The 25,873-nt window shown below is 45.8% G+C and carries 29 protein-coding genes; 26 read left to right on the top strand and 3 right to left on the bottom strand.

All coding sequences use genetic code 11. The annotated features are described in order from the left end of the window. Positions 1–127 precede the first annotated feature (127 nt). From B5D50_RS18155 to groL, 4 genes are all read left to right on the top strand, one after another. A complete protein-coding gene (locus B5D50_RS18155; protein ID WP_078924085.1) occupies positions 128–2,107 on the top strand; it encodes a sensor domain-containing protein in 1,980 nt (659 codons plus the stop codon). Between the two features lie 117 nt (positions 2,108–2,224). Continuing rightward, positions 2,225–2,707 carry an FxsA family protein gene (locus B5D50_RS18150; protein ID WP_078924084.1) on the top strand — a complete coding sequence of 161 codons (483 nt, stop codon included), beginning with the start codon at positions 2,225–2,227 and terminating at the stop codon, positions 2,705–2,707. A gap of 141 nt (positions 2,708–2,848) precedes the next feature. Further along, the gene (gene groES / locus B5D50_RS18145) at positions 2,849–3,136 is read left to right on the top strand and encodes a co-chaperone GroES (protein WP_078924083.1); all 288 of its coding nucleotides are present in this window, start codon (positions 2,849–2,851) and stop codon (positions 3,134–3,136) included. A 35-nt stretch (positions 3,137–3,171) separates the two neighbouring features. After that, complete coding sequence (gene groL / locus B5D50_RS18140) at positions 3,172–4,803, top strand: chaperonin GroEL (RefSeq protein WP_078924082.1); 1,632 nt, start codon at positions 3,172–3,174, stop codon at positions 4,801–4,803. 73 nt (positions 4,804–4,876) lie between these two features. On the opposite strand, the gene B5D50_RS18135 is transcribed toward groL, so the two are convergent. After that, the gene (locus B5D50_RS18135) at positions 4,877–7,453 is read right to left on the bottom strand and encodes a hypothetical protein (RefSeq protein ID WP_078924081.1); all 2,577 of its coding nucleotides are present in this window, start codon (positions 7,451–7,453) and stop codon (positions 4,877–4,879) included. Between the two features lie 252 nt (positions 7,454–7,705). On the opposite strand from B5D50_RS18135, the gene B5D50_RS18130 reads away from it, so the two are divergent. From B5D50_RS18130 to B5D50_RS18110, 5 genes are all read left to right on the top strand, one after another. Then, on the top strand, positions 7,706–9,013 hold the full coding sequence (locus tag B5D50_RS18130; protein ID WP_078924080.1) for an O-acetylhomoserine aminocarboxypropyltransferase/cysteine synthase family protein: 1,308 nt from the start codon (positions 7,706–7,708) through the stop codon (positions 9,011–9,013). Positions 9,014–9,021: 8 nt separating this feature from the next. Further along, positions 9,022–9,819, top strand: coding sequence for an alpha/beta fold hydrolase (locus tag B5D50_RS18125; protein ID WP_159448678.1), 798 nt, complete (start codon positions 9,022–9,024; stop codon positions 9,817–9,819). A 70-nt stretch (positions 9,820–9,889) separates the two neighbouring features. Then, positions 9,890–10,720: an NAD-dependent epimerase/dehydratase family protein gene (locus B5D50_RS18120; protein ID WP_078924078.1), complete on the top strand. Its 831-nt coding sequence runs from the start codon at positions 9,890–9,892 to the stop codon at positions 10,718–10,720. Further along, on the top strand, positions 10,720–11,190 hold the full coding sequence (locus tag B5D50_RS18115; RefSeq protein WP_234975928.1) for a DUF2269 family protein: 471 nt from the start codon (positions 10,720–10,722) through the stop codon (positions 11,188–11,190). Before B5D50_RS18120 ends, B5D50_RS18115 begins: the two co-directional genes overlap by 1 nt. A gap of 3 nt (positions 11,191–11,193) precedes the next feature. Beyond that, positions 11,194–11,796 carry a DUF4166 domain-containing protein gene (locus B5D50_RS18110; protein ID WP_143594412.1) on the top strand — a complete coding sequence of 201 codons (603 nt, stop codon included), beginning with the start codon at positions 11,194–11,196 and terminating at the stop codon, positions 11,794–11,796. On the opposite strand, the gene B5D50_RS18105 is transcribed toward B5D50_RS18110, so the two are convergent. Further along, entirely contained in the window at positions 11,793–13,676 is a 1,884-nt protein-coding gene (locus tag B5D50_RS18105; protein ID WP_078924075.1) for a M48 family metallopeptidase, read from the bottom strand. The genes B5D50_RS18110 and B5D50_RS18105 overlap by 4 nt on opposite strands. A 234-nt stretch (positions 13,677–13,910) precedes the next feature. Between B5D50_RS18105 and B5D50_RS18100 the strand changes: the two genes are divergently transcribed. The 14 genes from B5D50_RS18100 (at position 13,911) to B5D50_RS18035 (ending at position 23,506) form a co-directional block, all read left to right on the top strand. Continuing rightward, positions 13,911–15,560: a CTP synthase gene (locus tag B5D50_RS18100; RefSeq protein ID WP_078924074.1), complete on the top strand. Its 1,650-nt coding sequence runs from the start codon at positions 13,911–13,913 to the stop codon at positions 15,558–15,560. Positions 15,561–15,562: 2 nt separating this feature from the next. Further along, positions 15,563–16,396 (top strand): 3-deoxy-8-phosphooctulonate synthase, encoded by an 834-nt coding sequence (gene kdsA, locus B5D50_RS18095; protein ID WP_078924073.1) that lies wholly within the window; start codon positions 15,563–15,565, stop codon positions 16,394–16,396. Positions 16,397–16,417: 21 nt separating this feature from the next. Beyond that, the gene (gene eno, locus B5D50_RS18090; protein ID WP_078924072.1) at positions 16,418–17,698 is read left to right on the top strand and encodes a phosphopyruvate hydratase; all 1,281 of its coding nucleotides are present in this window, start codon (positions 16,418–16,420) and stop codon (positions 17,696–17,698) included. A 356-nt stretch (positions 17,699–18,054) separates the two neighbouring features. Then, a complete protein-coding gene (locus tag B5D50_RS18085; protein WP_078924071.1) occupies positions 18,055–18,780 on the top strand; it encodes an abortive infection system antitoxin AbiGi family protein in 726 nt (241 codons plus the stop codon). An 81-nt stretch (positions 18,781–18,861) separates the two neighbouring features. Beyond that, complete coding sequence (locus B5D50_RS18080) at positions 18,862–19,167, top strand: hypothetical protein (RefSeq protein ID WP_078924070.1); 306 nt, start codon at positions 18,862–18,864, stop codon at positions 19,165–19,167. Between the two features lie 195 nt (positions 19,168–19,362). Then, positions 19,363–19,611 carry a PIN domain-containing protein gene (locus tag B5D50_RS18075; RefSeq protein WP_234975927.1) on the top strand — a complete coding sequence of 83 codons (249 nt, stop codon included), beginning with the start codon at positions 19,363–19,365 and terminating at the stop codon, positions 19,609–19,611. After that, positions 19,598–19,825: a type II toxin-antitoxin system Phd/YefM family antitoxin gene (locus B5D50_RS18070; RefSeq protein WP_078924069.1), complete on the top strand. Its 228-nt coding sequence runs from the start codon at positions 19,598–19,600 to the stop codon at positions 19,823–19,825. The genes B5D50_RS18075 and B5D50_RS18070 overlap by 14 nt, the downstream gene beginning before the upstream one ends. Before the next feature lie 511 nt (positions 19,826–20,336). Further along, on the top strand, positions 20,337–20,612 hold the full coding sequence (locus B5D50_RS20890; protein ID WP_078924068.1) for a BrnT family toxin: 276 nt from the start codon (positions 20,337–20,339) through the stop codon (positions 20,610–20,612). Further along, positions 20,593–20,853, top strand: a complete 261-nt coding sequence (locus B5D50_RS18060) for a BrnA antitoxin family protein (RefSeq protein WP_078924067.1) — start codon at positions 20,593–20,595, stop codon at positions 20,851–20,853. Before B5D50_RS20890 ends, B5D50_RS18060 begins: the two co-directional genes overlap by 20 nt. A gap of 284 nt (positions 20,854–21,137) precedes the next feature. Continuing rightward, positions 21,138–21,545: a type II toxin-antitoxin system VapC family toxin gene (locus tag B5D50_RS18055; RefSeq protein WP_078924066.1), complete on the top strand. Its 408-nt coding sequence runs from the start codon at positions 21,138–21,140 to the stop codon at positions 21,543–21,545. Next, positions 21,532–21,759, top strand: coding sequence for a type II toxin-antitoxin system Phd/YefM family antitoxin (locus B5D50_RS18050; protein WP_078924065.1), 228 nt, complete (start codon positions 21,532–21,534; stop codon positions 21,757–21,759). The genes B5D50_RS18055 and B5D50_RS18050 overlap by 14 nt, the downstream gene beginning before the upstream one ends. Positions 21,760–22,016: 257 nt before the next feature. Then, positions 22,017–22,238, top strand: coding sequence for an AbrB/MazE/SpoVT family DNA-binding domain-containing protein (locus B5D50_RS18045; protein WP_078924064.1), 222 nt, complete (start codon positions 22,017–22,019; stop codon positions 22,236–22,238). Then, a complete protein-coding gene (locus B5D50_RS20540) occupies positions 22,238–22,381 on the top strand; it encodes a hypothetical protein (RefSeq protein ID WP_200807138.1) in 144 nt (47 codons plus the stop codon). Before B5D50_RS18045 ends, B5D50_RS20540 begins: the two co-directional genes overlap by 1 nt. Positions 22,382–22,525: 144 nt before the next feature. After that, positions 22,526–23,506 carry an NAD(P)-dependent alcohol dehydrogenase gene (locus B5D50_RS18035; RefSeq protein WP_078924063.1) on the top strand — a complete coding sequence of 327 codons (981 nt, stop codon included), beginning with the start codon at positions 22,526–22,528 and terminating at the stop codon, positions 23,504–23,506. A gap of 132 nt (positions 23,507–23,638) precedes the next feature. Here B5D50_RS18035 and B5D50_RS20400 read toward each other — a convergent pair whose 3' ends face one another. Beyond that, positions 23,639–23,803 carry a hypothetical protein gene (locus B5D50_RS20400; protein WP_159448677.1) on the bottom strand — a complete coding sequence of 55 codons (165 nt, stop codon included), beginning with the start codon at positions 23,801–23,803 and terminating at the stop codon, positions 23,639–23,641. Positions 23,804–24,373: 570 nt separating this feature from the next. On the opposite strand from B5D50_RS20400, the gene B5D50_RS18030 reads away from it, so the two are divergent. The 3 genes from B5D50_RS18030 to B5D50_RS20240 form a co-directional block, all read left to right on the top strand. Further along, positions 24,374–24,913 carry a GNAT family N-acetyltransferase gene (locus tag B5D50_RS18030; protein ID WP_078924062.1) on the top strand — a complete coding sequence of 180 codons (540 nt, stop codon included), beginning with the start codon at positions 24,374–24,376 and terminating at the stop codon, positions 24,911–24,913. A gap of 111 nt (positions 24,914–25,024) precedes the next feature. Then, positions 25,025–25,441, top strand: coding sequence for a DUF1304 domain-containing protein (locus B5D50_RS18025; RefSeq protein WP_078924061.1), 417 nt, complete (start codon positions 25,025–25,027; stop codon positions 25,439–25,441). 177 nt (positions 25,442–25,618) lie between these two features. Next, a partial coding sequence (locus B5D50_RS20240) for an IS1-like element transposase (protein ID WP_234975926.1) occupies positions 25,619–25,873 on the top strand: 255 nt, incomplete at its 3' end.

Below are 25,873 nucleotides of genomic sequence, written 5' to 3'. Positions count from 1 at the left end.
TTTTGATGTCCATCCTAGCCTTCGATAAGGGATACGATAGGCGGTGTAGCATCCTTGAGCATATCCATGTATAGTCATCATAAGCATAATTAATATAAAAATAATTCAAACTCACTGCGGGGGCGCGATGCGTTTCTTCAAAACCTTCTTTTCATTGACACTACTCGTGCTGGGTTTAGGGTTGGGCGCTTGGCAGTCTACTCAAGATAACAGCGTAGTCTCTCCCGTTGTTTTGTGGGTACTGTTGGGTCTACTGGGCGCACAAACAGTGGTCTTATTTATCCGTAAAGATGTTAACTGGGATAAGTACTCAGTGCAGGGCATGGTCAATAAGCTCAAGGGTTATACTTTTTTAAGTACTGATTTAGGTACCAAGAGCTTAGCCCCGATTGATGAAAATAGCACGACCGAGTGGATTCTAGAGGAGCTTGCAGGGGGGGTCATTACGGTAAATGGTGAGGGTGAGATCATTTACTTGAACAAGAGCGCTGAAGCTTTAATCGCCTGCAAGCAGGGGGCCGCTGTCGGTAAGCCAATTAATGCGATTGTGCAGATTGAAGATGCCCAAGGCAAAGCGATCGTGCCACGGGTGATGGATGTGCACAAAGCTCATCCACAACATTTACTTCAGTTTGGTCAAGTTAAGCTAGTCCCCAAGACGGGTGAGTCTCGTTATGTCGAACTGCACACCACCCATTTGCATGATCCCGCGAATACCCTTGTGTTTATTTTTCGAGACGTGACTGCCGATCGTAAAATTATAAATCGACTTTATCAACAAGCTTCACATGATGCATTGACGGGGTTGATGAATCGGCGCAGTTTTGAGGAATATTTAGAGCAAGTCGCGCATGATGATACGGGTGTGCTGAAAACACATGTACTGGTGAGCATTGATTTAGATAATTTCAAGATTGTTAATGATACTTGCGGTCATCAAGCAGGGGATGAGCTGCTTAAGCAAGTTGCGCATATTTTTCAGCGCTTTGTCCGGCAGACAGACAAAGTAGCACGCATGGGCGGGGATGAGTTTGCCATTTTCTTAGAAAACTGTGCCTTGGATAAAGCGCGCTCGATCATGGATTCCATCTTGATAGAAATGCGCAATTTCCGCTTTAGCTGGGAAGGCAAGGTGTTTACAGTGACAGCCAGTATTGGCTTGGTTGAGTTCTTACCCTCACCTGAGTTAACGCTCAAAACGCTGTTTTCCGATGCTGATAAAGCGTGTTATACCGCTAAAGCGCTAGGGCGCAATCAAACCTTTGCACATTTAAACTCAGAAGAGGTCTATCATGCCGATCAACGGCATACTGACTGGGGTAAAGTACTCGAAAAAGCTTTGGAAAATGATCGCTTCATCTTGTTTGTTCAGCCGATTATGCCTTTACAGAGTTTGTCTTTATTTCCCTATCATCAATATGAAGTTTTATTACGTTTACCGTTTAGGAAGCATCTACTAAGCCCCGGCAGCTTTTTGCCTGCGGCTGATCGCTTAGACATGATGTTTAGGATTGACCGCTGGATTATTCGCAAAGTGTTAGAAATGGTGACCACCAATAATTTGCGTAGCAAAGAGGGGGTTGAGCCAAGATTGATGATTAATTTATCTTCGCAAGCAGTACAAGATCCTGAGCTGTTTAACTTCATCCATGAAGAAATTAGCAAGCATCAGGTCAATCCTGCATTACTGTGTTTTGAGATTGCTGAATCGGTAGCAATCGCTAATTTTGTGCAAACCAAGCGCTTAATGAAATCTTTGCATAGCTTAGGTTGCCACTTGGTTTTAGATGATTTCGGCAGTGGTTTCTCCTCACTCAATTATGTGCGTGATTTACCATTAAGTTATCTGAAGATTGATGGTAATTTTGTGCATAATTTAGTCTCGAATCCAGTGGATGCCGCTATGATCAAAGCAGTGCATGAAGTAGGGCAGGTGATGAATTTGCTGACGATTGCTGAGCTAGTCGAGGATGTCGAAACCTTAGAAGGGTTGCGGGCGATCGGTGTGGATTTTGCCCAAGGTTATTTTTGTGGTAAACCCTTCCCATTTAAGCATCTGTGTACGCCAGTCAATGAGACTAGTCATTCCATCAGTAAAATGGCTTAAGTGGATTAATTGACTTAATTAATGTGCCTTAAGCCCTTGTTATTACCAGTTTTGCTTGAAAAATAGCGCAAAACCTCAATACTAAAGTCTTACATTTGCTACAAAAGGACTTTGGTTTTGCGTACCTTCCCCCTGTTTGCCCTGTTGTTTTTTGTGGTGCCGCTGATTGAGATTTATTTGCTCATTCAAGTGGGGCAAGTCATTGGTGCTTTGCCGACTATCCTCTTGGTGATAGCGACTTCTGTGTTGGGTGCTTATTTGTTAAGGCAACAAGGTGTGTCTGCTTTAACACGCCTGCAGAATAGTTTACGCCAAGGTCAGTTAGCGGCTGAGGAAATGAAGGCAGGTGTCTTCATTCTGCTAGGTGGCATTCTGTTAATGACCCCCGGTTTCTTTACGGATTTTTTGGGTTTGCTCTGTTTACTTCCACCCACTCGTAAGCTGTTGATGAAACTGTTTTCTCAGATGGCGAACCGACGTTCTAAAGTTGTTTACAACGATGTTTACATCCATACCAATACTCGTGTTCAAGACCCGCCAACCAGTCAGCCAGCCCCTAAAGTTTTGGAAGGCGATTATGTGCGGAAAGACCAAGCTTAAAATTTTTCAGCGATCTACCCTTGACTTTGCTTAAGTCGCCCTTATTATTAGCACTCGTTAAGACTGAGTGCTAACAGGTTGTATTGAAGCCCTGATAGCGATAAATAAATCCTGATTCAATAAAATCTGAGGAGTATCCACATGACTATTCGTCCTTTGCATGATCGCGTTGTTGTGCGCCGCATGGAAGAAGAGCGTAAAACCGCTAGCGGTATCATCATCCCTGATAATGCAACTGAAAAGCCAGATCGTGGCGAAGTTTTGTCAGTTGGCCCTGGCAAGGCCAGTGATAACGGTGAGCGTATCGCTCCACAAGTTAAAGTAGGTGACAAAGTGTTGTTCGGCAAATATGCCGGCACAGCAGTGAAAGTCGATGGTCAAGAAGTATTGATCATGCGTGAAGATGATATTTTGGCAGTTATTGCTTAATTCACCCAACTAACTGATTTTAAGAGGATTAAAGAATGAGTGCTAAAGACGTACGTTTTGGTGATGAAGCGCGTTCACGGATGGTGAAAGGCGTTAATGTGTTAGCAAATGCAGTTAAAGTAACTTTAGGTCCTAAAGGCCGTAATGTTGTTTTAGAAAAATCTTTCGGTGCACCAACCGTTACTAAAGACGGTGTATCGGTTGCAAAAGAAATCGAACTCGAAGACAAATTCGAGAACATGGGCGCACAGTTGGTGAAAGAAGTTGCTTCTAAAACTTCTGACGCAGCGGGTGACGGCACCACGACTGCCACGGTATTAGCTCAAGCGATTGTGCGCGAAGGCATGAAGTCCGTGACTGCGGGTATGAACCCGATGGATCTGAAGCGTGGTATTGACAAAGCAGTGACCGCTGCTGTTGAAAAATTGCATAGCATGTCTAAGCCTTGTGAAGATAATAATGCGATTGCTCAAGTCGGTACTATTTCGGCGAACTCTGATGAGTCGATTGGTACGATCATTGCCAATGCAATGGACAAAGTAGGCAAAGAAGGCGTTATCACCGTTGAAGAAGGTAATTCTTTAGAAAACGAACTCGCTGTGGTCGAAGGTATGCAATTTGACCGTGGCTACCTGTCGCCTTATTTCGTGAATAACCAACAAAGCATGACAGCTGAGTTGGATAGCCCTTATATCCTGCTGCACGACAAAAAAATCTCTAATATCCGCGAATTGCTGCCAGCTTTAGAAGGTGCAGCAAAATCCGGCAAGCCACTGTTAATCATTGCTGAAGACATCGAAGGCGAAGCCTTAGCCACTTTAGTCGTGAACAATATGCGTGGCATCGTGAAAGTCGCTGCAGTCAAAGCGCCAGGTTTTGGTGATCGCCGTAAAGCAATGCTCCAAGATTTAGCGATTCTGACGGGTGCGACGGTTATTTCTGAAGAAGTGGGCATGAGCTTAGACAATGTGAGTTTAGAAGACTTAGGTCAAGCTAAGCGCGTTGTAATCACCAAAGAAGACACCACGGTGATTGATGGTGTGGGTTCTGCGGATGACATCAAAGCTCGCGTTGAGCAAATTCGTGCACAGATGGAAGTTACTACTTCTGATTATGACCGCGAAAAATTGCAAGAGCGTATGGCTAAATTGGCGGGCGGTGTTGCAGTGATTAAAGTAGGTGCTGCGACCGAAGTTGAAATGAAAGAAAAGAAAGCTCGCGTAGAAGATGCTCTGCATGCGACCCGTGCTGCGGTTGAAGAGGGCGTGGTTCCAGGGGGCGGTGTTGCTTTGGTTCGTGCTTTACAAGCCATTGGTAGCTTAAAAGGCGAAAACCACGAGCAAGATGTCGGTATTCAAATTGCAATGCGTGCAATGGAAGAGCCATTACGTCAAATCTGCGCGAATGCGGGTGATGAGCCATCTGTCGTTATCAATGCAATTAAAGCCGGTGAAGGTAACTATGGTTATAATGCACGTACTTCTGAGTACGGCGATATGATCGCGATGGGTATCTTAGATCCGACTAAAGTAACGCGCACAGCTCTGCAAAATGCAGCCTCAGTCGCGGGCTTAATCATCACGACTGAAGCGATGGTTGCTGAGTTACCGAAGAAAGATGCAGCTCCAGCGATGCCAGATATGGGCGGCATGGGCGGCATGATGTAATTTGAGACCTCGGTCTCGATAAAAAAAGGCTCCGTTTGGAGCCTTTTTTATTTGGGTTGCGTAAAGTGACACTTTATTTACGTTCGCTATCAGGAATTTCTTCCTCAGTCAGGGGTGTTGTGATGATTTGCGCGTCCAAAATGCCTTGATTATTGATGATGCCTGCATCAATAGCGGTTGCTGGTGGAGCTGGCAAGGCCACTTCTGCAGGTAGTTCTTCTGTTTGAGTGACTATAGGTTGTGTCTGCTCAATAGTCTGTTCAATGATGGTGGGTTGAATGCTGACAGGCGGGCTAGTTTGTTCAGGCACTTCGACTTGTGCTGGCCCCCCTTCAATCTCAATCTCTTCAGAGCGTGGTCGAGGAGCAGGCTGTGGACGGCGTATGGGTCTTGCATCCACGGGTCTGGGAGCAGGCTCTGGATTCTGTACGGTGACTTCAGGGATTACCACTTGCTCAATAGCTGGTTCAGTCGTCGGTGGTTGTGGGTTTAACACGGTTAAATCATCGTTCGGCGTTACATAACGTTCACCTTCAACCGGAGGTGGAACTATCATCACGGGTTGCTCAGGCGTTTCTTGTTCAGTCACCACTAAATTGGTTTCAGCTTCAGTATCGGGTGTTTGGCTAGGCGCAGTCTGCGCCTGCTGTACTTCGATGGCTTGGCGATAGTCTTGTTCCAAACTGTTTTGAGCTTTGGTCTGACTCGTTAGCCTGTATTTACGAATCAAGCGGCTCGTTTCCTCAAGCGCTGAGCCAGCTCGGGTGAGTCGATTACGCTCAAGATCTCGCTTAATTTGTGTTTGGCGCATTTGTACCAGTTCATTTAAAAGCTCACGACCCTTGGGGTGGTTAGGCAGCATAAACATCAATTTATTCAGATGTGCACTGGCATTATCTGCACCATCCTCTTTACTTAGGTTGCCACGTTTAAGTGCTGCTTGCGCTTGCTGAATCAACTCAGCAGCTTCTTTAGCCTCACGCTCGTGAATCTCAATCTGATTTTCTAGCCGTACCTGCTCTTCAATTCGATCCGTTAAGTTAAATTCACGAATTAAATCATCCGTCTGTGCTAAGGATTGTTTGGCCTCAGTGAGACGAGTCAAATTAAGATGACTTTCAGTTTGCTGCTGTTGCTGGGCAATCACTTGATTCAATAAAGCTCGTGCATTGGGGTTTTGGCGATCAATAGACCAAACTTGGCGCAAGAGGTTTAAGGTCTCCGTATTGCCTGTATTTTGGTTAGTATTAAAGGCAGCGGTCGCTTTCAGGATCAAGGGGGTGACATCGGTAGCACCATTAGATGGATTGGTCTCTGCAACGGGTGTTTGCTGAGCGACTGTGGTTGTTGAACTCGCTTCAGGGTTGGTTGCAGCCGTCGTTTCAGGGTTCGTTTCAGTGGCACTTGGCGTATTCGTGGCGGTTGTACTGGTCGTGGCGGGTGTTGCTGTGGCTAGTTCAGCTTGAGTTATTGCTTGGGGTGCAGTTGGGGGAACTGTGACCTCATCGGTGTTTGGAGTCACGGTCGAGCTTGCGGATGTAGTCAGTGGCTCTGGTGTTGGGAGTGTGGTTTCGTTGACTAAGCTTAGGGTGTCGGTTGCGGGTGTTACCTGATCAGTTTTATTGACCTGTGCTGGTGGCTTAGGCGCTTCTGGGGTGGCTGGGTTAGCACTGGTCGCAGTTTGTGTGGTTGTGGTAGGCTCATTTAACAGGCCATTAAATTTTGAAACCAGATGATAACTGGCATAAACCACCACACCGACCGCCGCGAGTACGGCGAGGGGTAATAACAGTTTGCGATGATTTTTGCGCCCGAGTCCCTTTATTAAAGCTTCAGGATTTTCTGGGCGTTGATTGCGTTGTAAAGATAAAGCTTGGCTGAGTAGCTCGCGGGTTTCTGTCTTAAATTTAGGGTAGATAGTCGCGCTTGTGCCATGTGCCAGTGCAGTTAAGGTGCTTTCCTGACCATAGGGTAACTGTTGTCCGACTAGCATTTGATAGAGGCTAGCCAATGAAAAGCTGTCATCTTCGGTCACGGGTAAATCGCCGATCGCGACGGAGGGGCTAAGCCAAGGTGAATGCAAGGCTAAGGGCGCTCGCACTCCAGTTTGCTGGCGGAGTAATAAATGCATCACTTTGACTAAGGGAGCATTGAGCAGGACATAGCTCGCCTCGAGGTGTAAAGTCGCACCCGGCTCAAAATAACCAAAGGCACCGGCTTGTACATTATTTAAGGCATGACTGATTGCTGCCGTCATCTGCAAGGCTTGATCTGGCGTGAGCTTGTGTTTATCCAGCTCATGCAAGTATTCACTCAATAAACTGCCTTGAGTCTGTGGGCAGCTAAACCAATAGTGAGTCTCCGCGTTACCCCAGTCAGTGATCGTCGGATAGGCAGCCGCTGGTGGGGCAGGGCGAGACATCACCGCAGACCAAGCCTTAGCAAAGCCCGGCAAACTGATAATGCTAGGTGTTGCCAAAATCAATAGCATCAGATGATCCTTTTCACCTTGGGTGGGGGTGTATAGATCATCGGCCCAATAAATATCAGCTAGGGCGGTAGAGGCGATTTTGCGCCGTAATGCAAAGCGGTTCTCAATTAAAGGCATGTCCACTTTTGGCGCTGCCGCTGTTTTTTCTAAAATCGACATGGTTTCAACTGCCCATCAAATCGCGATAGATTAAGAATAGCCGGCAAGTATAGAGCATTCTGTGGGTGCATAGCACCTAAGCTGACTAAATGCACTATGATCAGATAACTTAATCAACCCTTCGTCAATCATTAGTCAACGATTAGCTTAGAATTGTTCAGTTTTCGCTATTTAAAACTAGCACTACGCCGCGCTTGGTTGATCCGACCAATCAGCTCATGATAGACAGTTTGGATTTTACAGGAGCTTGCTATGCCTACTGCATCCTTTTTTGCCCCAGCAACGATAGCTTTGCACACAGGCTATCAACCGGAAACTCACTATGGCAGTCGGGCAGTACCGATTTATCAGACCACTAGTTATGCTTTTAATGATGCAGCCGAGGGAGCAGCGCTGTTTAATCTCGAGCAGGGTGGACATCTCTACAGCCGGATGAGCAACCCAACGGTCGCGGTTTTAGAGCAGCGTTTAGCCGCTTTGGAAGGTGGGGTTGGCTGTGTGTGTACCGCTTCAGGGATGAGTGCTTTATTTACCAGTTTTCTGACTTTATGTTCTGCGGGGGATCATATTGTTGCGTCTGCCCAAATTTATGGCTCGACAGCTACTTTGTTACGCCATACTTTGCCACGCCTAGGAATTAGCACCAGTTTTGTGGATATTAATGATCAGGTTGCTGTGCAAGCCGCCATCCAAGCTAATACTAAACTGCTATTTTGTGAGTCGATTGGCAATCCGGGTTTAGAGCTTGCAGATCTACCGAAACTAGCTGAGCTTGCGCAAGCAGAGGCCTTGCCTTTAGTGGTGGATGCGACTTTTGCTACGCCCGCTTTATGTAAGCCGATTGACTGGGGTGCAAATATTGTGGTGCACTCTTTGACCAAATGGATAGGTGGGAGTGGCAATGCCTTGGGTGGGGCGATTATTGATGCGGGTAATTTTAATTGGGGTACGGAGCAGCGGGCTTTTCCTACCTTGACAGCCGCGTATGCGCCATTTCAAGGTCTCAAGTTTTGGGAGGAGTTTGGACCTGCGGCTTTCACGATGCGGGTACGTGCCGAAGCGATGCGTGATTTCGGTGCTGCGCTTAGCCCCCACAATGCGTTTCTACTCTTGCAGGGCTTGGAGACGCTAGCGTTAAGGATGCCTCAGCATGTCGACAATGCTCATCAGCTGGCTGAGTGGCTGAGTCAACAGGAAGCGGTGGCTTGGGTCAATTATCCGGGCTTAAGTTCCCATCCTCAATATGAGCTAGCGCAGTACTTGCTACCGAAGGGGGCTGGCTCGATTTTAAGCTTTGGTGTACAGGGTGGTCTCGCGGCGGGCCTAGCTTTTATGGATGCCTTGCAATTGGCAACTAATCTAGCGAATGTTGGCGATGCACGTACTCTTGTGCTGCATCCTGCTTCCACCACGCATTCACGTTTAGATGCTGCTGCTCTAAAGGCGGCTGGGATTAGTGCGGATATGCTGCGCGTATCGGTGGGTTTAGAATCATTGCAGGATATTCAAGCTGATTTTAGCCGAGGCTTAAAAGCCGCTCTCAAATGGGCAGCTGCTTAGGAGGCGTCATGTATTTAGAGTTAGCAAGTGCAAGGATTTATGTTGGCACTGGGGGTAAAGATTTTGATGCGAGTTTACCCACCCTTGTATTTTTACATGGCAGTGGCATGGATCATCGGGCTTGGCAGCTACAAACTCGCTGGTTTGCGTTTCATGGATTTTCAGTGCTTGCACCGGATTTTCCCGCGCATAGTTTGTCAGCTGGGCAAGCTTTAACTTCGATTGAAGCGACTGCCGATTGGCTATGGCAGTTATTGGATCAGTTGCAAGTGGAAAAATTGAGCTTAGTCGGGCATTCACAAGGTGCTTTAGTCGCTTTAGAAGCGGCTGCTCGCCACGTGGAGCGAGTGCGTTCAATTAGTTTGCTGGCGACAGGTGCGGCGATTCCGGTGAATGCGCAACTCTTGCAATTAGCGACGAGCCATCAAGCTGCAGCGGTAGCAGCGATGCTCAGTTGGGGCTTTGGTGAAGCTTATCAGTTGGGTCGTTCGCAGATACCGGGCTTAGCACCTTTGGCGATTGCGGGGCAGATTATGCAACATAATCCCTTAGCGACCGATTTAGCCGCGTGTCAGGCTTATATCAAGGGTGAGCAGGCCGCTCAGCAAATCACCGCTCCGACGCAATTAATCTTTGGGCAGTATGATCGTATGACGCCTTTAAAAGCAGGCCGCAGATTAGCAGAGTGTTTACCACAGGTGCAAAGCCAGTCCGAGTTAGCAGCAGGGCATATGCTACCTATCGAAGCGCCTGAGGCTTGCTTAAAGCAGTTACGTGAATTTATTAGCCTCCACGCTCAAGATTAAGGATCAAAACAGAGGCTAATTAGCCTAGTATCACCTAATCTGACTTGGCATGATATAAAAAGGAGCAGCTATGAAAATTCTAGTAACGGGTGCAAGTGGTTTTATTGGCGGGGCGATTCAACAGGCACTTCAGCAAGCAGGTCATGAGGTGGTGCCGATTGCGCGCCGCTATGGAATGGATTTCAATACCCTGCTTAAACCGGAGCAATGGCTGCCTTATTTGGCGGGGGTTGAGGTAGTGATTAATGCCGTGGGTATTATTGCTGAAACTCGCGGGCAATCTTTTGAAAATCTACATACACGCGCACCTTTGGCTTTATTTAAAGCCAGTGAACAGCAAGGGGTGAAGCGTGTCATTCAAATCTCTGCTTTAGGTGTGGATGAACAAGCCTTTGCAGCTTATCAACTCAGTAAAAAAGCCGCTGATGATGGTTTAAAAGCTTCTAAGCTGGCTTGGTTTATTTTACGCCCTTCTTTGGTGTATGGACCAGGCGGGGCGAGTGATGCTATGTTTCGGCGCTTAGCGGCTTTACCGGTGATTAGCCTACCCGGTGGGGGGCAGCAGCGGATTCAGCCAGTGAATGTCAGTGATGTGGTGGCTACCGTGCTGCGTTGCTTAACCGCTCAACCGACCCATCAAGTTTTAGATGTGGTGGGGCCTAAGCAATATACCCTAGAAACTTGGTTACAAGCCTTGCGCGCTCAGCAAGGTAAAAAGCCAGCGCCAACAGTTTCGATTTCTTGGTCTTTGGTGATGCTCTCGGCTCAGTTAGGGCATAAGTTGATTCCGGTTTTACACCCCGACAATATGCGCATGTTAGAAAAAGGCAGTGTTGCTGAGGTTGAGGGTATCAAGCAGTTTTTAGGGCGGATGCCGCTTGAATTAGGCCAGTCAAGTTGATGTATCTGACGCTTAAATATCTACATATTCTCAGTATGGTACTGCTCTTTGGTACTGGCTTAGGAAGTGCTTTTTATAAATGGATGGCGGATCGCAGTGGTAATCTGGCCCATATTGCTGTGACTAATCGACATGTAGTGCTGGCCGATTGGTTATTTACGACACCCACTGTGATCTTCCAGCCAATTAGTGGGTTATGGCTGGTGTATCTTTTAAACTATCCATTGACTACACCTTGGATCATGCTGAGCTTGGGTTTATATATGCTGGCGGGAGCTTGCTGGTTGCCTGTGGTCTGGCTGCAAATTCAGATGCGTAAACTCTCAGAGCAAGCCTTAGCTAAGCAAACGGAATTGCCTGCACTTTATTGGCGTTATGCTCGCTATTGGTTTTGGCTGGGTGTTCCGGCCTTTATTGCCATGCTGTTAGTCGTTTGGTTAATGGTGTTCAAATCGAGCGGGAGCATTTGAATCGTGACTGAAGTTTCAATCATGCAACGTGCCTTAGGTGCACAATGGGAGACACTAGCTCCCGCCTTAAAAGCACATTATGCAGCCGCCAAGAATCGTGATCTGGGTATATTAACTGTTGAATATCCCACCGCCATGCAAGGGCCGCTGAATGTTTTACGCTTATTCGGGACTTTAATTAATCAGCGCGCTCAAAAAGTACCCACTCAAGTGTATAAATGGATGGTGGGCGAGCAACAATACTGGCAGCGGCGGGTAGAGTTGCCTAAGCAGGTCATGGCCTTTGATAGTCATTGGCATTATGTCGGTGGTAATGAACTGATTGAATATGTGAAGCCTTATTTGGGCTTGAAAATGGCGGTCACAGTACGGGATGGCAAGCTGTATTATGAAGGTCGTGCCTATATTCTAAAATTAGGCAGCCTGCTGATCCCGATTCCAGAAGCTCTAGTTCTAGGGCATACCACCATTGAAGAAATCGGGGTGGATGCGAAGCAGTTTACGATGGATTTTCGCTTGCAGCATCCCCTGTTTGGGCAAATTTATCGTTACACAGGGCGCTTTCATACAGAGCTTGAGGCATCACGGCCACAAACCCAGCTTTAGTCGAGCCGCCGCCCGACAGTACTCGCTTGCTTAAACAGCTTTTTGTGCGCAAGGCTATTGATTAGGAAAAGATCAATGGGTGAGTCTAGCTCGTTGAGCAGTTTGGCTTGGAGTTTTTCCCGATTCAACACAAACCCACGAATTTTAACTGCGACGACATAGACCGGATAGTTCGGAAAGTATGCCACTTGTTTTTCTGCCAGCCAAAGCGCCTGGACGTTTTTGTGTTTAGCAAGGCTAGCGACGAGGGGTTTAAGCTGGCTGAGGCTCTCTAGGCTGGGTTCAATTAAAGTTGCTGTGGTTGGTAGCTCAGCACGCTCTTGGCGTGCTGCATTCAGCCGATCAGTTGCCGCTTCTAATTGAATTAACCACTGTTTACTGTGCTCGGTCTGCTGCTGTTTACTATAAAACCGCCAAGCTGTTTCTGCTGCAGCTAATTGTAAGCTAGGCTCACGCATGGCTTGTTCTAAGTAAGCAATCCCACTAGAGTCACCCCGTTCTAGCAGGAGTCGCCCTATTGCTAAATCGGCTTGGAGATGTTCAGGATGCGCTTGTGCATAGTGCTGATAGAGCGGTAAAGCATCTTGTTCTATTAAATATTCGTCAGTAAGCTGTGCCAGTTGCCAGCGCTCATGCGTACTTAACTCTTCATAAAGGCGCATTTTTAATTGATTCACCGTTTCGCGTGCAAGCTTTGAGCGTTCATGTAAATCATCCCAATGCGCCCCATAAGTATCGACCCATTGCCGATTGAAATGCTTAAAGACAGTTGCTAGCTCCGGCTCAAGCCAAGTAATGGCTTTGGCTTCGTGAGTAGCATGGGTTGCGTCAGAGTGGCTAGCCGGTAAATGCGCTAATTTTAGTGCTTTTAAACGTTCCATTAAGGCAGGGTGAGTGTCATTAATTTCTGTTTGGCGCTGTAAAGCCTTATGCAGATAGCGCTTAAATTCCTCTGTATTGCCCTCCGTTTGCTGGTAAAACTGCTGCAACAGTGTATAGATCTGGCTCTCTGGTTGGGACTGGGTATAAGGTCGGGTAAACAGGGGTGTCCAGAATTGCTGCTGAGTCAATTCACCTAAGACATTCACGGCGACTAAAGCGGAAGCGGCGGCCTCGCGTGAGGTTAAGCGGCTAGCAATATAATCCGCTTCATATTCATTATTCCGCGCCAAAGCATAGGAATAACCTGCGAAATAGGGTGCATACCAAGCAAAAAAATGCCTGATTATCTCAGTCCCCCAAGCATTCGCTTGGATAAAGGCTTGGTGAATAGTGAACCAGTTCTGGCGTAGTCGATAAATTTTCCCCGCAAACTTACTGTGATTGCCTGAAAGATGAGCCAGTTCATGCGCTAAAACCGAGCGAGCTTGCTGGGTAGACAGAGCTAAGAGTAGTTCTAAACCAATGATTAAAGTGTTTTCGGTAGGGCCAAGCAGGCCAAAGCGCGGGGTTTGTATTAGGGAAGCATTCATCTGAGCGTTTAGCAGAATCTGATGAATCGGCGGCGTGCTCAGGGTTTTGCTAAGCTGATCGACTTCTGCCCATAATCTCGGATAGCGATCACGCTCTAAGGCATAGCCTTGTGGACGCGGGAGTTTGATAAAAACGGAGCGCACTAATACCCATAGTACGACAAGCAGCACAATAATCAGCTTGGTTTTGAGCAAGAGCAGGAGTAAGGCCGAACTACTGAGGGCTAGCCAGATTGTACCTCCGGCTAATAAAACTAAACTAGCCAATAGGCCTAGAATGACCGCATAGCCCAAATAGACTAAGTTTTGCAGGCGGCGTTTATACTGCTCTGGCTGCTGACTGATTTCTTGCTCAGCGCGTGCCACTAAGCGTTCAAAGTAGAGACGCTGTTCAGTTGTTGTTTTCATTGGGGTTTAAGCTAGCAAGTCAACTAGTGCGTAGTTTAGCAAAGCTGAAGCAGCTGAAGCGGCTTTTCCGATTGATGGAGCAAGGACAAAGCGAGCAGTCAAGCTTGATCTAAGCCCGTTGCTTAAAATAAAACCTTAGAAAAACTTTTCAAGCAGCGGGTTGCTTTAGCAAACTAGGCAGCTATGCTAGTATGCGCGCGCATTGCAGTTCACAATAGGTTTAGGCCTCCCACTATGGCACGATACATATTCATTACTGGCGGTGTCGTTTCTTCGCTTGGCAAAGGCATCGCCGCCGCCTCTCTTGGGGCAATTCTTGAAGCCCGTGGCCTCAAAGTCACGATGATGAAACTAGACCCCTATATCAATGTTGACCCCGGCACCATGAGTCCCTTTCAGCATGGTGAGGTTTTCGTCACTAATGATGGCGCTGAGACGGACTTAGATTTAGGGCATTACGAGCGCTTTGTTGGTTTTACCGCCACCCGTTACAACAATTTCACCACGGGACGCATTTATGAAAGCGTGATTCGCAAAGAGCGCCAAGGTGAATATTTAGGTGCGACGGTGCAAGTCATTCCGCATATCACGGATGAAATCAAAAGCAGCGTGCGTGCCGGAGCCGGTGATGCCGATATTGCGATGGTTGAAATTGGTGGTACGGTCGGTGACATCGAGTCACTCCCTTTTATGGAGGCGATTCGGCAAATGGGGGTGGAAGAAGGGCGCAATAATGCCCTGTATATCCATTTAACCCTGCTACCTTATGTGGCTGCTGCGGGTGAGTTAAAAACCAAGCCGACTCAGCACTCGGTGAAAGAATTACGTTCGATTGGGATTCAGCCGGATATTTTGCTGTGTCGCAGTGAAAAATCGCTACCCGAAAATGAGCGGCGTAAGATTGCCTTATTCACCAATGTCGAAGAGCGGGCGGTTATCTCGGCAATTGACGTGGATAATATCTATAAAATGCCACTTTGGTTACATGCCCAGAAATTGGATCGGATTGTTGCTGAGAAATTTGGCCTAAGTCATTTGCCAGAAGCCGATTTGAGCGATTGGAAAAACGTCGTGACTGCAATGGAGTTTCCTGAAGCGGAAGTCAATATTGCAATGGTCGGCAAATACGTTGATCTGACTGAATCCTATAAATCGCTGAATGAAGCCTTACGTCATGCAGGGATTCAAACCCATACTAAAGTCAAAATTCACTATATTGATTCTGAAAAGTTGGAGTCTGATGAAGACTCACCTGAAATGGATTTAGTGAAAGCAGCGGATGCGATTCTTGTTCCCGGTGGATTTGGGCGGCGTGGTGTAGAGGGCAAGATTCGTGCAGTGCAATATGCTCGGGAGCAAAAACGCCCTTATTTAGGCATTTGCCTTGGGATGCAGGTAGCTGTTATTGAGTATTCGCGACATTGTGCCGGGCTAGTAGGGGCGCATAGCACGGAGTTTATGCAAGATGCAGAGCATCCGGTGATTGGTTTGATCACTGAATGGCAGAATCAAGATGGCTCAGTCGAGCGCCGCACTGAAAGCTCGGATTTAGGGGGCACGATGCGCCTAGGTGGGCAACCGTGTCAGTTAGCGGCAGGTTCATTAGCACGCGCCACGTATGGTGCAGATGAGATTGTCGAGCGGCATCGCCATCGTTATGAATTTAATAATAATTATCGTAAAGTCCTTGAAGAGCATGGCTTAGTTTTTTCAGGGATGTCAGCCGATGGTTCTTTGGTGGAAATGATCGAGCTAAAAGAGCATCCTTGGTTTTTAGCTTGCCAATTCCATCCTGAATTTACTTCACGTCCACGGCAGGGACATCCGCTGTTTAGTAGCTTTATCCGCGCAGCCCGCGCCTATCATGAAGCAAAAGGGGCTTAAGTATGCAGTTATGTGGTTTTGATGTGGGTTTAGATCGCCCGTTTTTCTTGATCTCTGGTCCGTGCTCGATTGAAGGTGACGGCTTAGCACTAGAAACTGCCCAACAGCTGAAAGAGTTAACGGCGCGTTTAGGTGTGCCGTTTATCTACAAGTCCTCATTTGATAAAGCCAATCGTTCTTCGCACACCAGTCGGCGTGGAGTGGGGATAGAGGAGGGTTTGCGGATTCTCGAGCGCGTGAAGCGTGAGGTGGGCGTACCCGTTTTAACGGATGTACATGAAGATACACCACTGGATGAAGTAGCCAGTGTGGTGGATGTCTTGCAAACACCAGCTTTCCTGTGTCGCCAAACGAATTTTATTCAAAGTGTGGCGCGTACTGGCAAACCGGTAAATATCAAAAAAGGTCAATTCCTTGCGCCGTGGGATATGGGCAATGTGGTTGAAAAAGCGCGAGCTGTCGGTAATCAGCAGATTATGGTCTGTGAGCGGGGCTATACCTTTGGTTATAACAATTTAGTATCGGATATGCGTAGCCTGTCGATTATGCGTGCTACCCATTGTCCAGTAGTATTTGATGCCACGCATTCGGTGCAATTACCCGGTGGGCAGGGCAGTGTATCGGGTGGTGAACGCCAGCATGTACCTGTCTTAGCACGGGCTGCAGTAGCGGTTGGAATTGCCGGTTTATTTATGGAGTCGCATCCTGATCCCGTGCATGCGTGGAGTGATGGTCCGAATTCTTGGCCACTCGATAGAATGGAGGCTTTGCTAGAGTCTCTCGTGGCGCTGGATCGAGTCGTGAAATCGACTCCCTTCATTGAACAAACTTTGTAAATTATTCTAGGGATAAAACTTATGTCTGAGATTGTATCCGTTCTCGCTCGTGAGATTATAGACTCACGTGGCAATCCCACGGTTGAAGCTGATGTTAAATTAGCCAGTGGTGTTATAGGACGTGCTGCGGTACCTTCCGGTGCTTCGACCGGTTCGCGAGAGGCGATTGAATTACGCGATGGGGGTGCACGTTATTTAGGGAAAGGCGTGCAAACAGCGGTCAAGCATGTCAATACTGAAATTGCATCGGCTTTAAAAGGCCATGAAGTGACTGATCAAGCAGGTCTTGATCAAATTATGCTCGATTTAGATGGCACTGAGAATAAAGCCCGCTTAGGTGCGAATGCTTTATTAGCGGTCTCAATGGCAGCAGCTCATGCAGGTGCGAAAGAGCAAGGTCTGCCGCTGTATCAGTATTTGAAAAAAGCAGATACTTATAAGTTGCCAGTCCCAATGATGAATATCATCAATGGTGGTGCGCACGCTGATAATAGTGTTGATCTACAAGAATTTATGATTTTGCCAGTGACTGCGCCGAGTATGGAAGAGGCCGTTCGTTATGGTGCTGAAGTTTTCCATAACCTGAAATCTGTATTGAAAAAGCGGGGTTTAAATACAGCGGTAGGGGATGAAGGTGGTTTTGCCCCTGATTTGTCCTCGAATGAGCAGGCGATTGAAGTTATTTTAGAGGCGATTAATAAGGCTGGCTTTAAAGTCGGTGAAGATATTTGGTTAGGCTTGGACGTAGCTAGCTCTGAATTCTATAAAGATGGTAAATACGTTTTAGAATCCGAAAATCGTAGTTTTACCGCTGAAGGTTTCACCGAGTATTTACACAATTGGGTACGCCAATATCCGATTTTAAGTATTGAAGATGGGATGGCAGAAGGCGATTGGGCTGGCTGGAAACATTTAACCGATGTATTGGGCGGCAAAGTGCAAATCGTTGGGGATGATTTATTCGTGACCAATACCAAAATCCTGCAAGAAGGGATTGAGAAAGGTATTGCCAATTCCATCCTGATTAAAGTTAACCAAATCGGTACTTTAAGCGAAACTCTAGCAGCTATTGAAATGGCGCATCAAGCGGGTTATACCGCTGTGGTTTCCCATCGCTCGGGTGAAACGGAAGACTCGACGATTGCGGATATTGCAGTGGCAACGGGTGCAGGCCAGATTAAAACCGGTTCTTTATCGCGTTCTGATCGTATTGCCAAGTATAATCAATTGCTGCGTATTTCGGGTGAATTGGGTAGCCGTGGTATTTATGCAGGTAAGTCAGCATTTAAGCAGTTTAAGTAATTAAATTCGCTTTAGTATTCATAAAGGGCATCTGCACAAGTAGTTGCCCTTTTTTATTACAGCCCTCATCTTTCACATCCAAGTCGCGTGCCTAACCTCGTTTAACAAGAAAAAGCGTGTAAATTTCACAGAACTCACAGGAATATGTGGTTGCTGGTTCTGCGGGGCTTCGTGTATGCTTCTTATCCATTAACATAAGCTGAATTTAGGGGACACGATTTATGATAATGTCAAACTATGCAGAATTCTCGACGAACCAGATAGGCGCGGCATGTGCTCATTGATTGAGCACAGGCTTCCTATCCTGATATTCCAGAATGCCGCCTAATAAACTGTTATGCAATACAGAGTAAACAATGCTCATTCATTTCACAAAAGAGCTAAGTAATATTATTTCTATTTTAGAATCAAGCTCTTTTATGCTTGGATATTGTTCTGAGTATTTTGGTGAAAAGAATCAGATAGTTTCAAGCGCAGCTCATCCAATGGTCTGCTTTAGTGAATTCACGGATTCTGAGCTTAGTTCTAAGACCATAACCTATGGTAAATATGCCATTGCTATGAAAAAGACATGGGCCATAACTAACGAGCTTAGTCCAGTACTATATATTGAGAGAAATTCTCAAGCAGCAGTAGGATTGGCTTCACTACTCAAAGCTCGTCAAAAACATGGAAAAGATGCAATTCCTAAAAACCTTCGGCTGCCCATAATGCAAATTAAGTGCTTCACTAAGCACGAGACCGGATACAACAGTTATTTTGACCATGATAACTTTTGCTTTAAAGATGAAAACGAGTGGCGTTATATACCTACTAAGGAAAAAATTGGTGGAGGTTATATTTCTTTAAACAGAAAGACATTCATAAATAATAAGGAAAAATATAATAATAGGCTTAAGCCTTATCCTTTAAGGTTTGAGTATTCTGATATTGAGTTCATTTATGTTAAAACAGATGAAGAAATTAAAATGATTATAGAAAAATTCAATCAGTTAAAATCAAAATTAAAACATTCAGAATGGACACTGCAACTTAGCGATAAAACCCAACCTTATGCTGGTGCATTATCGAATCGTGTATAAATTGGTACGAAAATTATAGGAAACTTAATTGTATAGTTTAGCAGCATAACAAAACGTTAGGCCAACAACGAGGGTACATTAATGAAGCACATTCTATTTATATTAGTTATATTTTTCGCAGTGGGAAATGCCCAAGCATACACAGCAAAAGGAGGTCAAAGTTGTGGTGTATATGTTGATGATTTCGATAAGGACGGATGGGAAAAGGTTGCCAACGCTGGCTGGTTGGCTGGTGTTTTAACTGGTTATAACATAGCGACAAATTCTGACGTTGGAAAAGGAATGGACAGCCAATCTGTTGTGCTATATGTCTATAACTACTGTCAAAGGAATCCACTAAAATCCACTGTAGATGCTGCGGTGGAGCTTATTTGGAATCTGAAGTAATGATTGTAGATGCTCCTATTGGGTTGTATATATAACGTCATTGTCATTTTTTGGGTAGTGCGCTTAAGGAGTTGAAAAGATTTCTGTCTATTAACATTTAAACCTTATCACGACGTAAGTTTAGCTGTGTAGGCTTCTATCGATTTCAACCTGTTTAATGCACTACCCGCTTTTTCAGCCCTGTTCAAAAGAAGAATGATTGATTTAGCAGAGGCAGAAAAAGCATTAAAAATTTACAAATCAATTCCCATACAGTTTATAGATGTGCCGCTAGAAAGCACTCTTCATATAACAAAGAATTTTAATATTTATGCGTATGATGCTTATCTCATTCAATGTGCGGAACTAACGAGTAGTCTATTACTGACTTTAGATAAGAACTTAATAAATGTTGCTAAACAAATAGGTATTACAGTATTGGACGTGACCGATGAGGCAATATAACTTTAGCGAAGCCAGAAAAAACTTTGCATCAGTGCTTGAGACGGCAAAACAAGAAGGGATCATTTGTATTTATAAACGCAATGGGGAGGCATACTACCTTACGCCAGCAAAAGTCAAAAAATCTCCTTTAGATGTTGAAGGGATAGATTTACGGCTTTCAAGCAGTCATATCATGTCTATTGTGAGAGAGAGCAGAGAAAGAACTTATTTTTAGCCAATAAGTTGCTCGACGACGGACGCGGTAACAGCCCGCGAGTTCTAACAATTTACTTCCCCGCCGCGCCCGTCAGCCATGAAGTTGAGGGTGTAGGAAAACCTCTAAGCCATTTTTTTAAGCTCTGAGAGTTGGATAAAATTTAACTAAAAATGCAATCCTACGTAAAAATTTTGTAATTCAACATTGCAAACTCCTCAAATATTCACGTACATCATGCCACTTTTGATATTTCACCGCGAGCACTTAGGTTTTACTACACCCTTGTTGGCGTGGGGCAAAAACAAAAAGCATCACCCGATTGAGAGCGTTTAAAAAGATGAGATTTCCCTTGCTGACAAAATGCGGTGGTTACTTGATCGTTCACGGTGCGTTGATGCGTGACAGATTGTGCCAATATCACAGCCTGATTTTAAAGCCGCGCTGATGCGCGGGAAAGTATGTGCCGAGTACAAAGTACGAATAAATTTTATACCTTGATGACACTACAAAATGTATATACACTTAAACCATGAGATTTACATGGTCTGAGACAAAACGCGCAATAAACACAAAATCACATGGTCTTGATTTTATGGATGCATCGCGTGTGTTTGAGGGCATTACCTTCACTTTTGAAGATGACAGGTTCGACTACAGTGAACAACGGTTTATCACTCTCGGATTACTGGCTGGAGTGGTCGTTTCCATTGTCCACACAGAGAATGACCATGAGATTCGTATTATTTCCTTCCGCAAAGCAAGCAAACGAGAAGAGGTGATCTATTATGACTCAATCCAATACTGATTGGGTTCGCCTTGCGTCAGCTACTCAAGGTGAGCCAACTGAAGAACATCCCGAAGCTGAAGTCCGTCATGTCGTCCGTGGCATTGTTCGCCAAGGTTTAAAACCCTTGCCAGCCAAAACATCTGTTTCTTTGCGTATCGATCAAGATGTGCTGGAATGGTTCAAGGCTCAAGGTGCAGGTTATCAAACACGTATCAACAGCGTTTTAAAAGCATTTAGAGATGCTTCGGTTAATCCATGAGCGTCAGGTACGACAAAAATAATTCCAATTAATGCGTCAACAAGTTGCTCGACGACGGACGCGGTGACAGCCCGCGTCTTCGTTTTATTTACTCCTCGCTGTGCTCGTCAACCGAGACGTTATGCGTTCACGACACAATCATTATTTAATCAGCTAAGTTCATAATAATCAATTGGTTATATATTTTCCTCTTCGCCTCTAAAAACAAGTGTACAAGTGTACATCTGTACAAGTCAGTCAATTACGTCTATAGTGGTACATGTGTACTTAAAGATTGAGACGAGATGGACATCACGATAGACACATCTGCACTGATTGCAGTCATTGGCAATGAGAGGACAAAAGATAGGATTATAGAGATAACGATTGGGGCATCATTAACTGCACCTATTTCTGTGCATTGGGAGATCGGCAACGCTTTTTCAGCCCTGTTCAAAAGAAGAATGATTGATTTAGCAGAGGCAGAAAAAGCATTAAAAATTTACAAATCAATTCCCATACAGTTTATAGATGTGCCGCTAGAACGTACTCTGCATATAACGAAGAGTTTTAATGTTTATGCTTATGATGCTTATCTCATTCAATGTGCGGAACTAACGAGTAGTCCATTACTTACTTTAGATAAGAACTTAATAAATGTTGCTAAACAAATGGGTATTACAGTATTGGAGGTGACCGATGAGGCAATATAACTTTAGCGAAGCCAGAAAAAACTTTGCATCAGTGCTTGAGATTGCAAAACAAGAAGGGATCATTTGTATTTATAAACGCAATGGGGAGGCATACTACCTTACGCCAGCAAAAGTCAAAAAATCTCCCTTAGATGTTGAAGGGATAGATTTATGTCTTTCAAGTAGTGAGATCATGTCTATTGTGAGAGAAGGTAGAGAAAGAACTTATTTTTAGTCAACCAGTTGCTCGACGACGGAGGCGGTGACAGTCCGCGACTCCGCCCATTCGACTCCCCATCGCGCCCATCATATTGGGTTGGCTTTTCAAATGACGACTACATTTCATCAAATTTGAAGAGTAAAAAGATAAAGAGTTCATGAGCCGAGCTGATGCGCGGGGTAGATGATCAAACGACACAAAAAGCATCGTTGATTATTACCCCGACAAGTAATACCGTAAATGTATTACCCACATCTGGAGATGTATGATCCATGCGAGTAACGACCAAAGGACAAGTAACAATTCCTAGAAATATCAGAGAGATACTAGGGATAACACCTGAGACTAAAATCGCTTTCAGAGAAGAAAATGGGAGATTCCATCTAGTCAAAGTTGATGAGCCTGTTGCCACAAGAAAATTCCACAGATTTAGAGGTATAGCGACGGCTAAAATGTCAACAGATCAAATTATGGATCTGACAAGAGAATCATAATGAATGGTGTTTTTGTAGACTCATGTGTCTTGCTTGATTTATTTACAGATGATCCTAATTGGGCTGATTGGTCAGAGAATATCCTTGAAAAATCAGCAGGCATGATCAAATATCTGCTTGATTCTCGTCATAATGATAAATAATCGAGATTCACAATCTTACTTGCTATCCACTGTCCCCCCATTGTCAGAATCAAAAAAGGCGACAACTAGCCTGACATAGGAGTCGCCATATTGACGTTGGACAACGAGGCTGCCACTCGAAACAACCTTCTAGGACGATAACGTATGAAAGCAATTGTTTGCGAAAGATATGGGCCGCCCGAAGTACTCAAAGTGAAGGAGGTCGAAAAGCCCACACCTCTGAACAATGAAGTCCTGATAAAAATTTATGCGACAACGGTCACATCCGGTGACTGGCGGGTGCGAAGTCTCAAGGTGCCTACCGGATTCGGGTCCATCATGCGTCTGGTATTGGGAATCTCAAGACCTAGGCAACCCATACTTGGTTCAGAGCTGGCCGGAGTCGTGGAATTAGCAGGTAAAGATGTCAGTAAATTCAAAGTAGGCGACTCCGTTTTTGCGTTCAGCGATTTCGCCATGGGTTGTCATGCAGAGTACAAATGCATACCGGAAAATGGGGCGATTGCATTGAAACCGACTAATCTGACCTACGACGAAGCGGCAGCATTATCTTTTGGTGGAATGACGGCTCTGGATTTCTTCAATCGAGCAAAACTTCAGCATGGTGAAAGCGTGCTCATCAATGGCGCTTCCGGCGCAGTAGGCACGGCCGCTGTGCAGCTTGCTAGGCACTTTGGGGCAGAAGTGACCGGCGTTTGCAGCACTTCGAACCTAGAACTCGTGAGGTCGCTCGGTGCTCATCATGTTATTGACTACACCAAAGAGGACTTCACGCAGAATGGTGAAACCTACGACATAATTGTCGATACCGTCGGTACAGCCCCGTTCAACCGTAGCAAAGCTTCATTGAACGAAGGGGGACGCCTACTGATGGTTTTAGCTGGGCTGCCAGACATGCTTCAAGCTCTAGGGGTGTCGATGACGAGCAGCAAGAAAGTTGTCGCTGGTCCGGCAGCAACACGGGCAGAGGATTTGCGTTTTATCGCGCAGCTGGCGGAGACGGGAGTATTCAAACCCGTCATTGATCGGCGCTATTCATTCGAGCAGATTGTAGAGGCTCATCGCTATGTCGATACCGGACGCAAGAAGGGAAACGTCGTCATAATATTGGAGCATGACCATTGAACCCAAGAATTGGGGTTTTGCTATACCCTCGTTGGTCGTGCTTTAGATGAGTTGAATTCCCACTTGTAGTCAGATGGGGATTTTTTCCTGTGAGGTTCTAATGGCAAGTATTCAGGTGAAATGTCCGTCCTGTCAAAGCTCAAGGCTTAAAACCGTTGGCACTAGACTTTGACCGGCAAATTCTGCCGAGGCGGCAACAAACGCCTGTACCGTTTCACCTTGCGCAGCAAAGCCAAAGTTGACGGGTAATGGAAACTGTTTTGCCTGATGCATAATCTCTAAAAGCTGGCACACCATGAGTATGCCGTATGAAGGAGGAAAGGATGTTGCCAAACACGAAAAACACAACATATTGCCCGTATCAGGCGGCATTCAGTGCGTTATGGGGAATCGGAAGTCGGCAAGGGTGAAAAAAATCCCAACTGTGTGGAGTGTTCAAAAAAATGATTGCCCGATCTGGATGAGATGAGTAGATTCGGGTTTTTCTACACCCTCGTTAGTTATTGCAATGAACGCACATGACCGTCTAAATGCCGGAAGAACCGCGATTCACGAAGGCCGATTCGAAGAAGCGCTTTCGCAGTTCATTTGGTTTCACGAACATGCGCTGGACGAGGATCGCTTGTACCGAAGAATACGCTTGTCATTCGCATGGCCTATTGGCTGGAGCTAGCTGAGAAGTACCCACCTGCCTTTGCCTCGTTTCGAGACAGTCTCAACGACAAGATGGCAAGGTCGCATCACAGGGAATTCAGTCGTGACCTCTTTCAAGGACATCGAGGCAATGAACGAGTGTCTTGGGGGAATGCTGATGGGTGACCGCCAAGGCTTAATTGGAAAGGAGCTATTTGATTGGAGGTTGAATAAGTGAGCAGACTAGAAGAAAATGGAAACATTAGCCTTTTGAAGGCTGAAGTGAGTACCCTCAACGAGTTCAAATCCGCCTTACAAGCTTCCTTCCTCGTGGCGGTAGAAGCCGATGTTGGGCATCCACTTGAAGAACTAATACCCTCTGACGAGGATATTGAACAGTCATTCAACACTACTGGGGCCTTTACTTACTGGATCTTGGCAGACGGACAACGTATAGGGGGAGCTGTTGTAGTAATTGACCAAGTGAGTGGTCGAAATTCATTGGCGTTCTTCTTCATCGCGACTAACCAACAGAGTCGAGGTTTTGGACTCAAAGCTTGGAAAGCAATTGAAAGAGAATTTCCAATTACCAAGGTCTGGGAAACTGTTACCCCCTATTTTGAGAAAAGAAATATTCATTTCTATGTAAATCGGTGCGGTTTCAAAATTGTCGATTTCTACAATAAGTATCATCCAGACCCTCACCAGTATTCAGGCCAGAATCATGAAGAAGGTTATGATGAGATGTTTAGGTTTGAGAAAATAATGGAATAGAAGATTTTTGTTATTTAACAGGAATAATGGATGGTATTCCTGAGCACCTAGGATCTAGATCAACCGGATGCTTTTGCTTCGCAAAACCGCAGCTTATTTAGGCACATTGCAATGGCTACCTCAGTTCGTGGCGTGGCCTCAATTCATTATTCTTTGGAGGTTCATTTGTTCGCTGTCACCGCTAATGTCGTCGTACTACTAGTAGGGCTTTTGCACGTCTACATACTTGTCCTCGAAATGTTTTTATGGGACAAGCCAAAGGGGCTGAAGGCATTTGGTTTGACGCTCGAGTTTGCAACACAGACCAAGACGCTTGCGGCCAATCAAGGCCTCTACAACGGCTTCTTGGCTGCGGGATTATTTTGGGGATTATTGCTTGGCGAATCAGGCTTTTCCGTCAAAGTATTTTTCCTGACTTGCGTTTTGGTAGCTGGCCTCTACGGTGCTGCTACGGCCAACCGAAAAATCCTGTTCATCCAGGCGGGTCCAGCAGCAATTGGTTTGGGTCTGCTGTACTTCTCGCAGTGAGTTCAACCGGAACTCTGGACAGTGCCGCTTAACCATTCGCTCAAAGCTCAAACGTTATGCGCCAAAGTATGAGCAAATCATGGGATATAAATTAACATGAAGCTTTCCTTGGTCATGTATCCAAGCGGTTGAATAGCATTTAAACTAACGCTCTTGATGTACGTAGAGTAGTGAATCATGGCAACGATAGAAGTGTTATGTCCGAAGTGTTCCAGTGCGGTGTATCGACATGGTAAGGCCGCCAGTGGAGAGGCGCGTTATCGCTGCCGAGGGTGTCATCACTGTTTTCAGTTGAACTACCGTTATGAAGCGAATCGCCCTGGTGTAGCGGAGCGGATCATTGACATGGCGATGAATGGCTCAGGGGTACGTGATACGGGTCGGGTGTTGAAGATCAGCCCGACGACCGTGGTGCGCCATTTAAAAAACTCA

Origin of the sequence: Thiothrix eikelboomii, from assembly GCF_900167255.1 — a bacterium.
Classification (GTDB): domain Bacteria; phylum Pseudomonadota; class Gammaproteobacteria; order Thiotrichales; family Thiotrichaceae; genus Thiolinea; species Thiolinea eikelboomii.
Note: the sequence above shows the minus strand (reverse complement) of the source record. Positions and strands in the feature narration are given on the sequence as shown.

Bases quoted from the DNA above. Each gene is read 5' to 3' on its own strand.
- B5D50_RS18155 (WP_078924085.1), top strand. From the start codon at position 128: ATGCGTTTCTTCAAAACCTTCTTTTCATTGACACTACTCGTGCTGGGT.
- groES (WP_078924083.1), top strand. From the start codon at position 2,849: ATGACTATTCGTCCTTTGCATGATCGCGTTGTTGTGCGCCGCATGGAA.
- groL (WP_078924082.1), top strand. From the start codon at position 3,172: ATGAGTGCTAAAGACGTACGTTTTGGTGATGAAGCGCGTTCACGGATG.
- B5D50_RS18135 (WP_078924081.1), bottom strand. From the start codon at position 7,453: ATGTCGATTTTAGAAAAAACAGCGGCAGCGCCAAAAGTGGACATGCCT.
- B5D50_RS18130 (WP_078924080.1), top strand. From the start codon at position 7,706: ATGCCTACTGCATCCTTTTTTGCCCCAGCAACGATAGCTTTGCACACA.
- B5D50_RS18125 (WP_159448678.1), top strand. From the start codon at position 9,022: ATGTATTTAGAGTTAGCAAGTGCAAGGATTTATGTTGGCACTGGGGGT.
- B5D50_RS18120 (WP_078924078.1), top strand. From the start codon at position 9,890: ATGAAAATTCTAGTAACGGGTGCAAGTGGTTTTATTGGCGGGGCGATT.
- B5D50_RS18115 (WP_234975928.1), top strand. From the start codon at position 10,720: ATGTATCTGACGCTTAAATATCTACATATTCTCAGTATGGTACTGCTC.
- B5D50_RS18105 (WP_078924075.1), bottom strand. From the start codon at position 13,676: ATGAAAACAACAACTGAACAGCGTCTCTACTTTGAACGCTTAGTGGCA.
- B5D50_RS18100 (WP_078924074.1), top strand. From the start codon at position 13,911: ATGGCACGATACATATTCATTACTGGCGGTGTCGTTTCTTCGCTTGGC.
- kdsA (WP_078924073.1), top strand. From the start codon at position 15,563: ATGCAGTTATGTGGTTTTGATGTGGGTTTAGATCGCCCGTTTTTCTTG.
- eno (WP_078924072.1), top strand. From the start codon at position 16,418: ATGTCTGAGATTGTATCCGTTCTCGCTCGTGAGATTATAGACTCACGT.
- B5D50_RS18085 (WP_078924071.1), top strand. From the start codon at position 18,055: ATGCTCATTCATTTCACAAAAGAGCTAAGTAATATTATTTCTATTTTA.
- B5D50_RS18080 (WP_078924070.1), top strand. From the start codon at position 18,862: ATGAAGCACATTCTATTTATATTAGTTATATTTTTCGCAGTGGGAAAT.
- B5D50_RS18075 (WP_234975927.1), top strand. From the start codon at position 19,363: ATGATTGATTTAGCAGAGGCAGAAAAAGCATTAAAAATTTACAAATCA.
- B5D50_RS18070 (WP_078924069.1), top strand. From the start codon at position 19,598: ATGAGGCAATATAACTTTAGCGAAGCCAGAAAAAACTTTGCATCAGTG.
- B5D50_RS20890 (WP_078924068.1), top strand. From the start codon at position 20,337: ATGAGATTTACATGGTCTGAGACAAAACGCGCAATAAACACAAAATCA.
- B5D50_RS18060 (WP_078924067.1), top strand. From the start codon at position 20,593: ATGACTCAATCCAATACTGATTGGGTTCGCCTTGCGTCAGCTACTCAA.
- B5D50_RS18055 (WP_078924066.1), top strand. From the start codon at position 21,138: ATGGACATCACGATAGACACATCTGCACTGATTGCAGTCATTGGCAAT.
- B5D50_RS18050 (WP_078924065.1), top strand. From the start codon at position 21,532: ATGAGGCAATATAACTTTAGCGAAGCCAGAAAAAACTTTGCATCAGTG.
- B5D50_RS18045 (WP_078924064.1), top strand. From the start codon at position 22,017: ATGCGAGTAACGACCAAAGGACAAGTAACAATTCCTAGAAATATCAGA.
- B5D50_RS20540 (WP_200807138.1), top strand. From the start codon at position 22,238: ATGAATGGTGTTTTTGTAGACTCATGTGTCTTGCTTGATTTATTTACA.
- B5D50_RS18035 (WP_078924063.1), top strand. From the start codon at position 22,526: ATGAAAGCAATTGTTTGCGAAAGATATGGGCCGCCCGAAGTACTCAAA.
- B5D50_RS20400 (WP_159448677.1), bottom strand. From the start codon at position 23,803: ATGGTGTGCCAGCTTTTAGAGATTATGCATCAGGCAAAACAGTTTCCA.
- B5D50_RS18025 (WP_078924061.1), top strand. From the start codon at position 25,025: ATGGCTACCTCAGTTCGTGGCGTGGCCTCAATTCATTATTCTTTGGAG.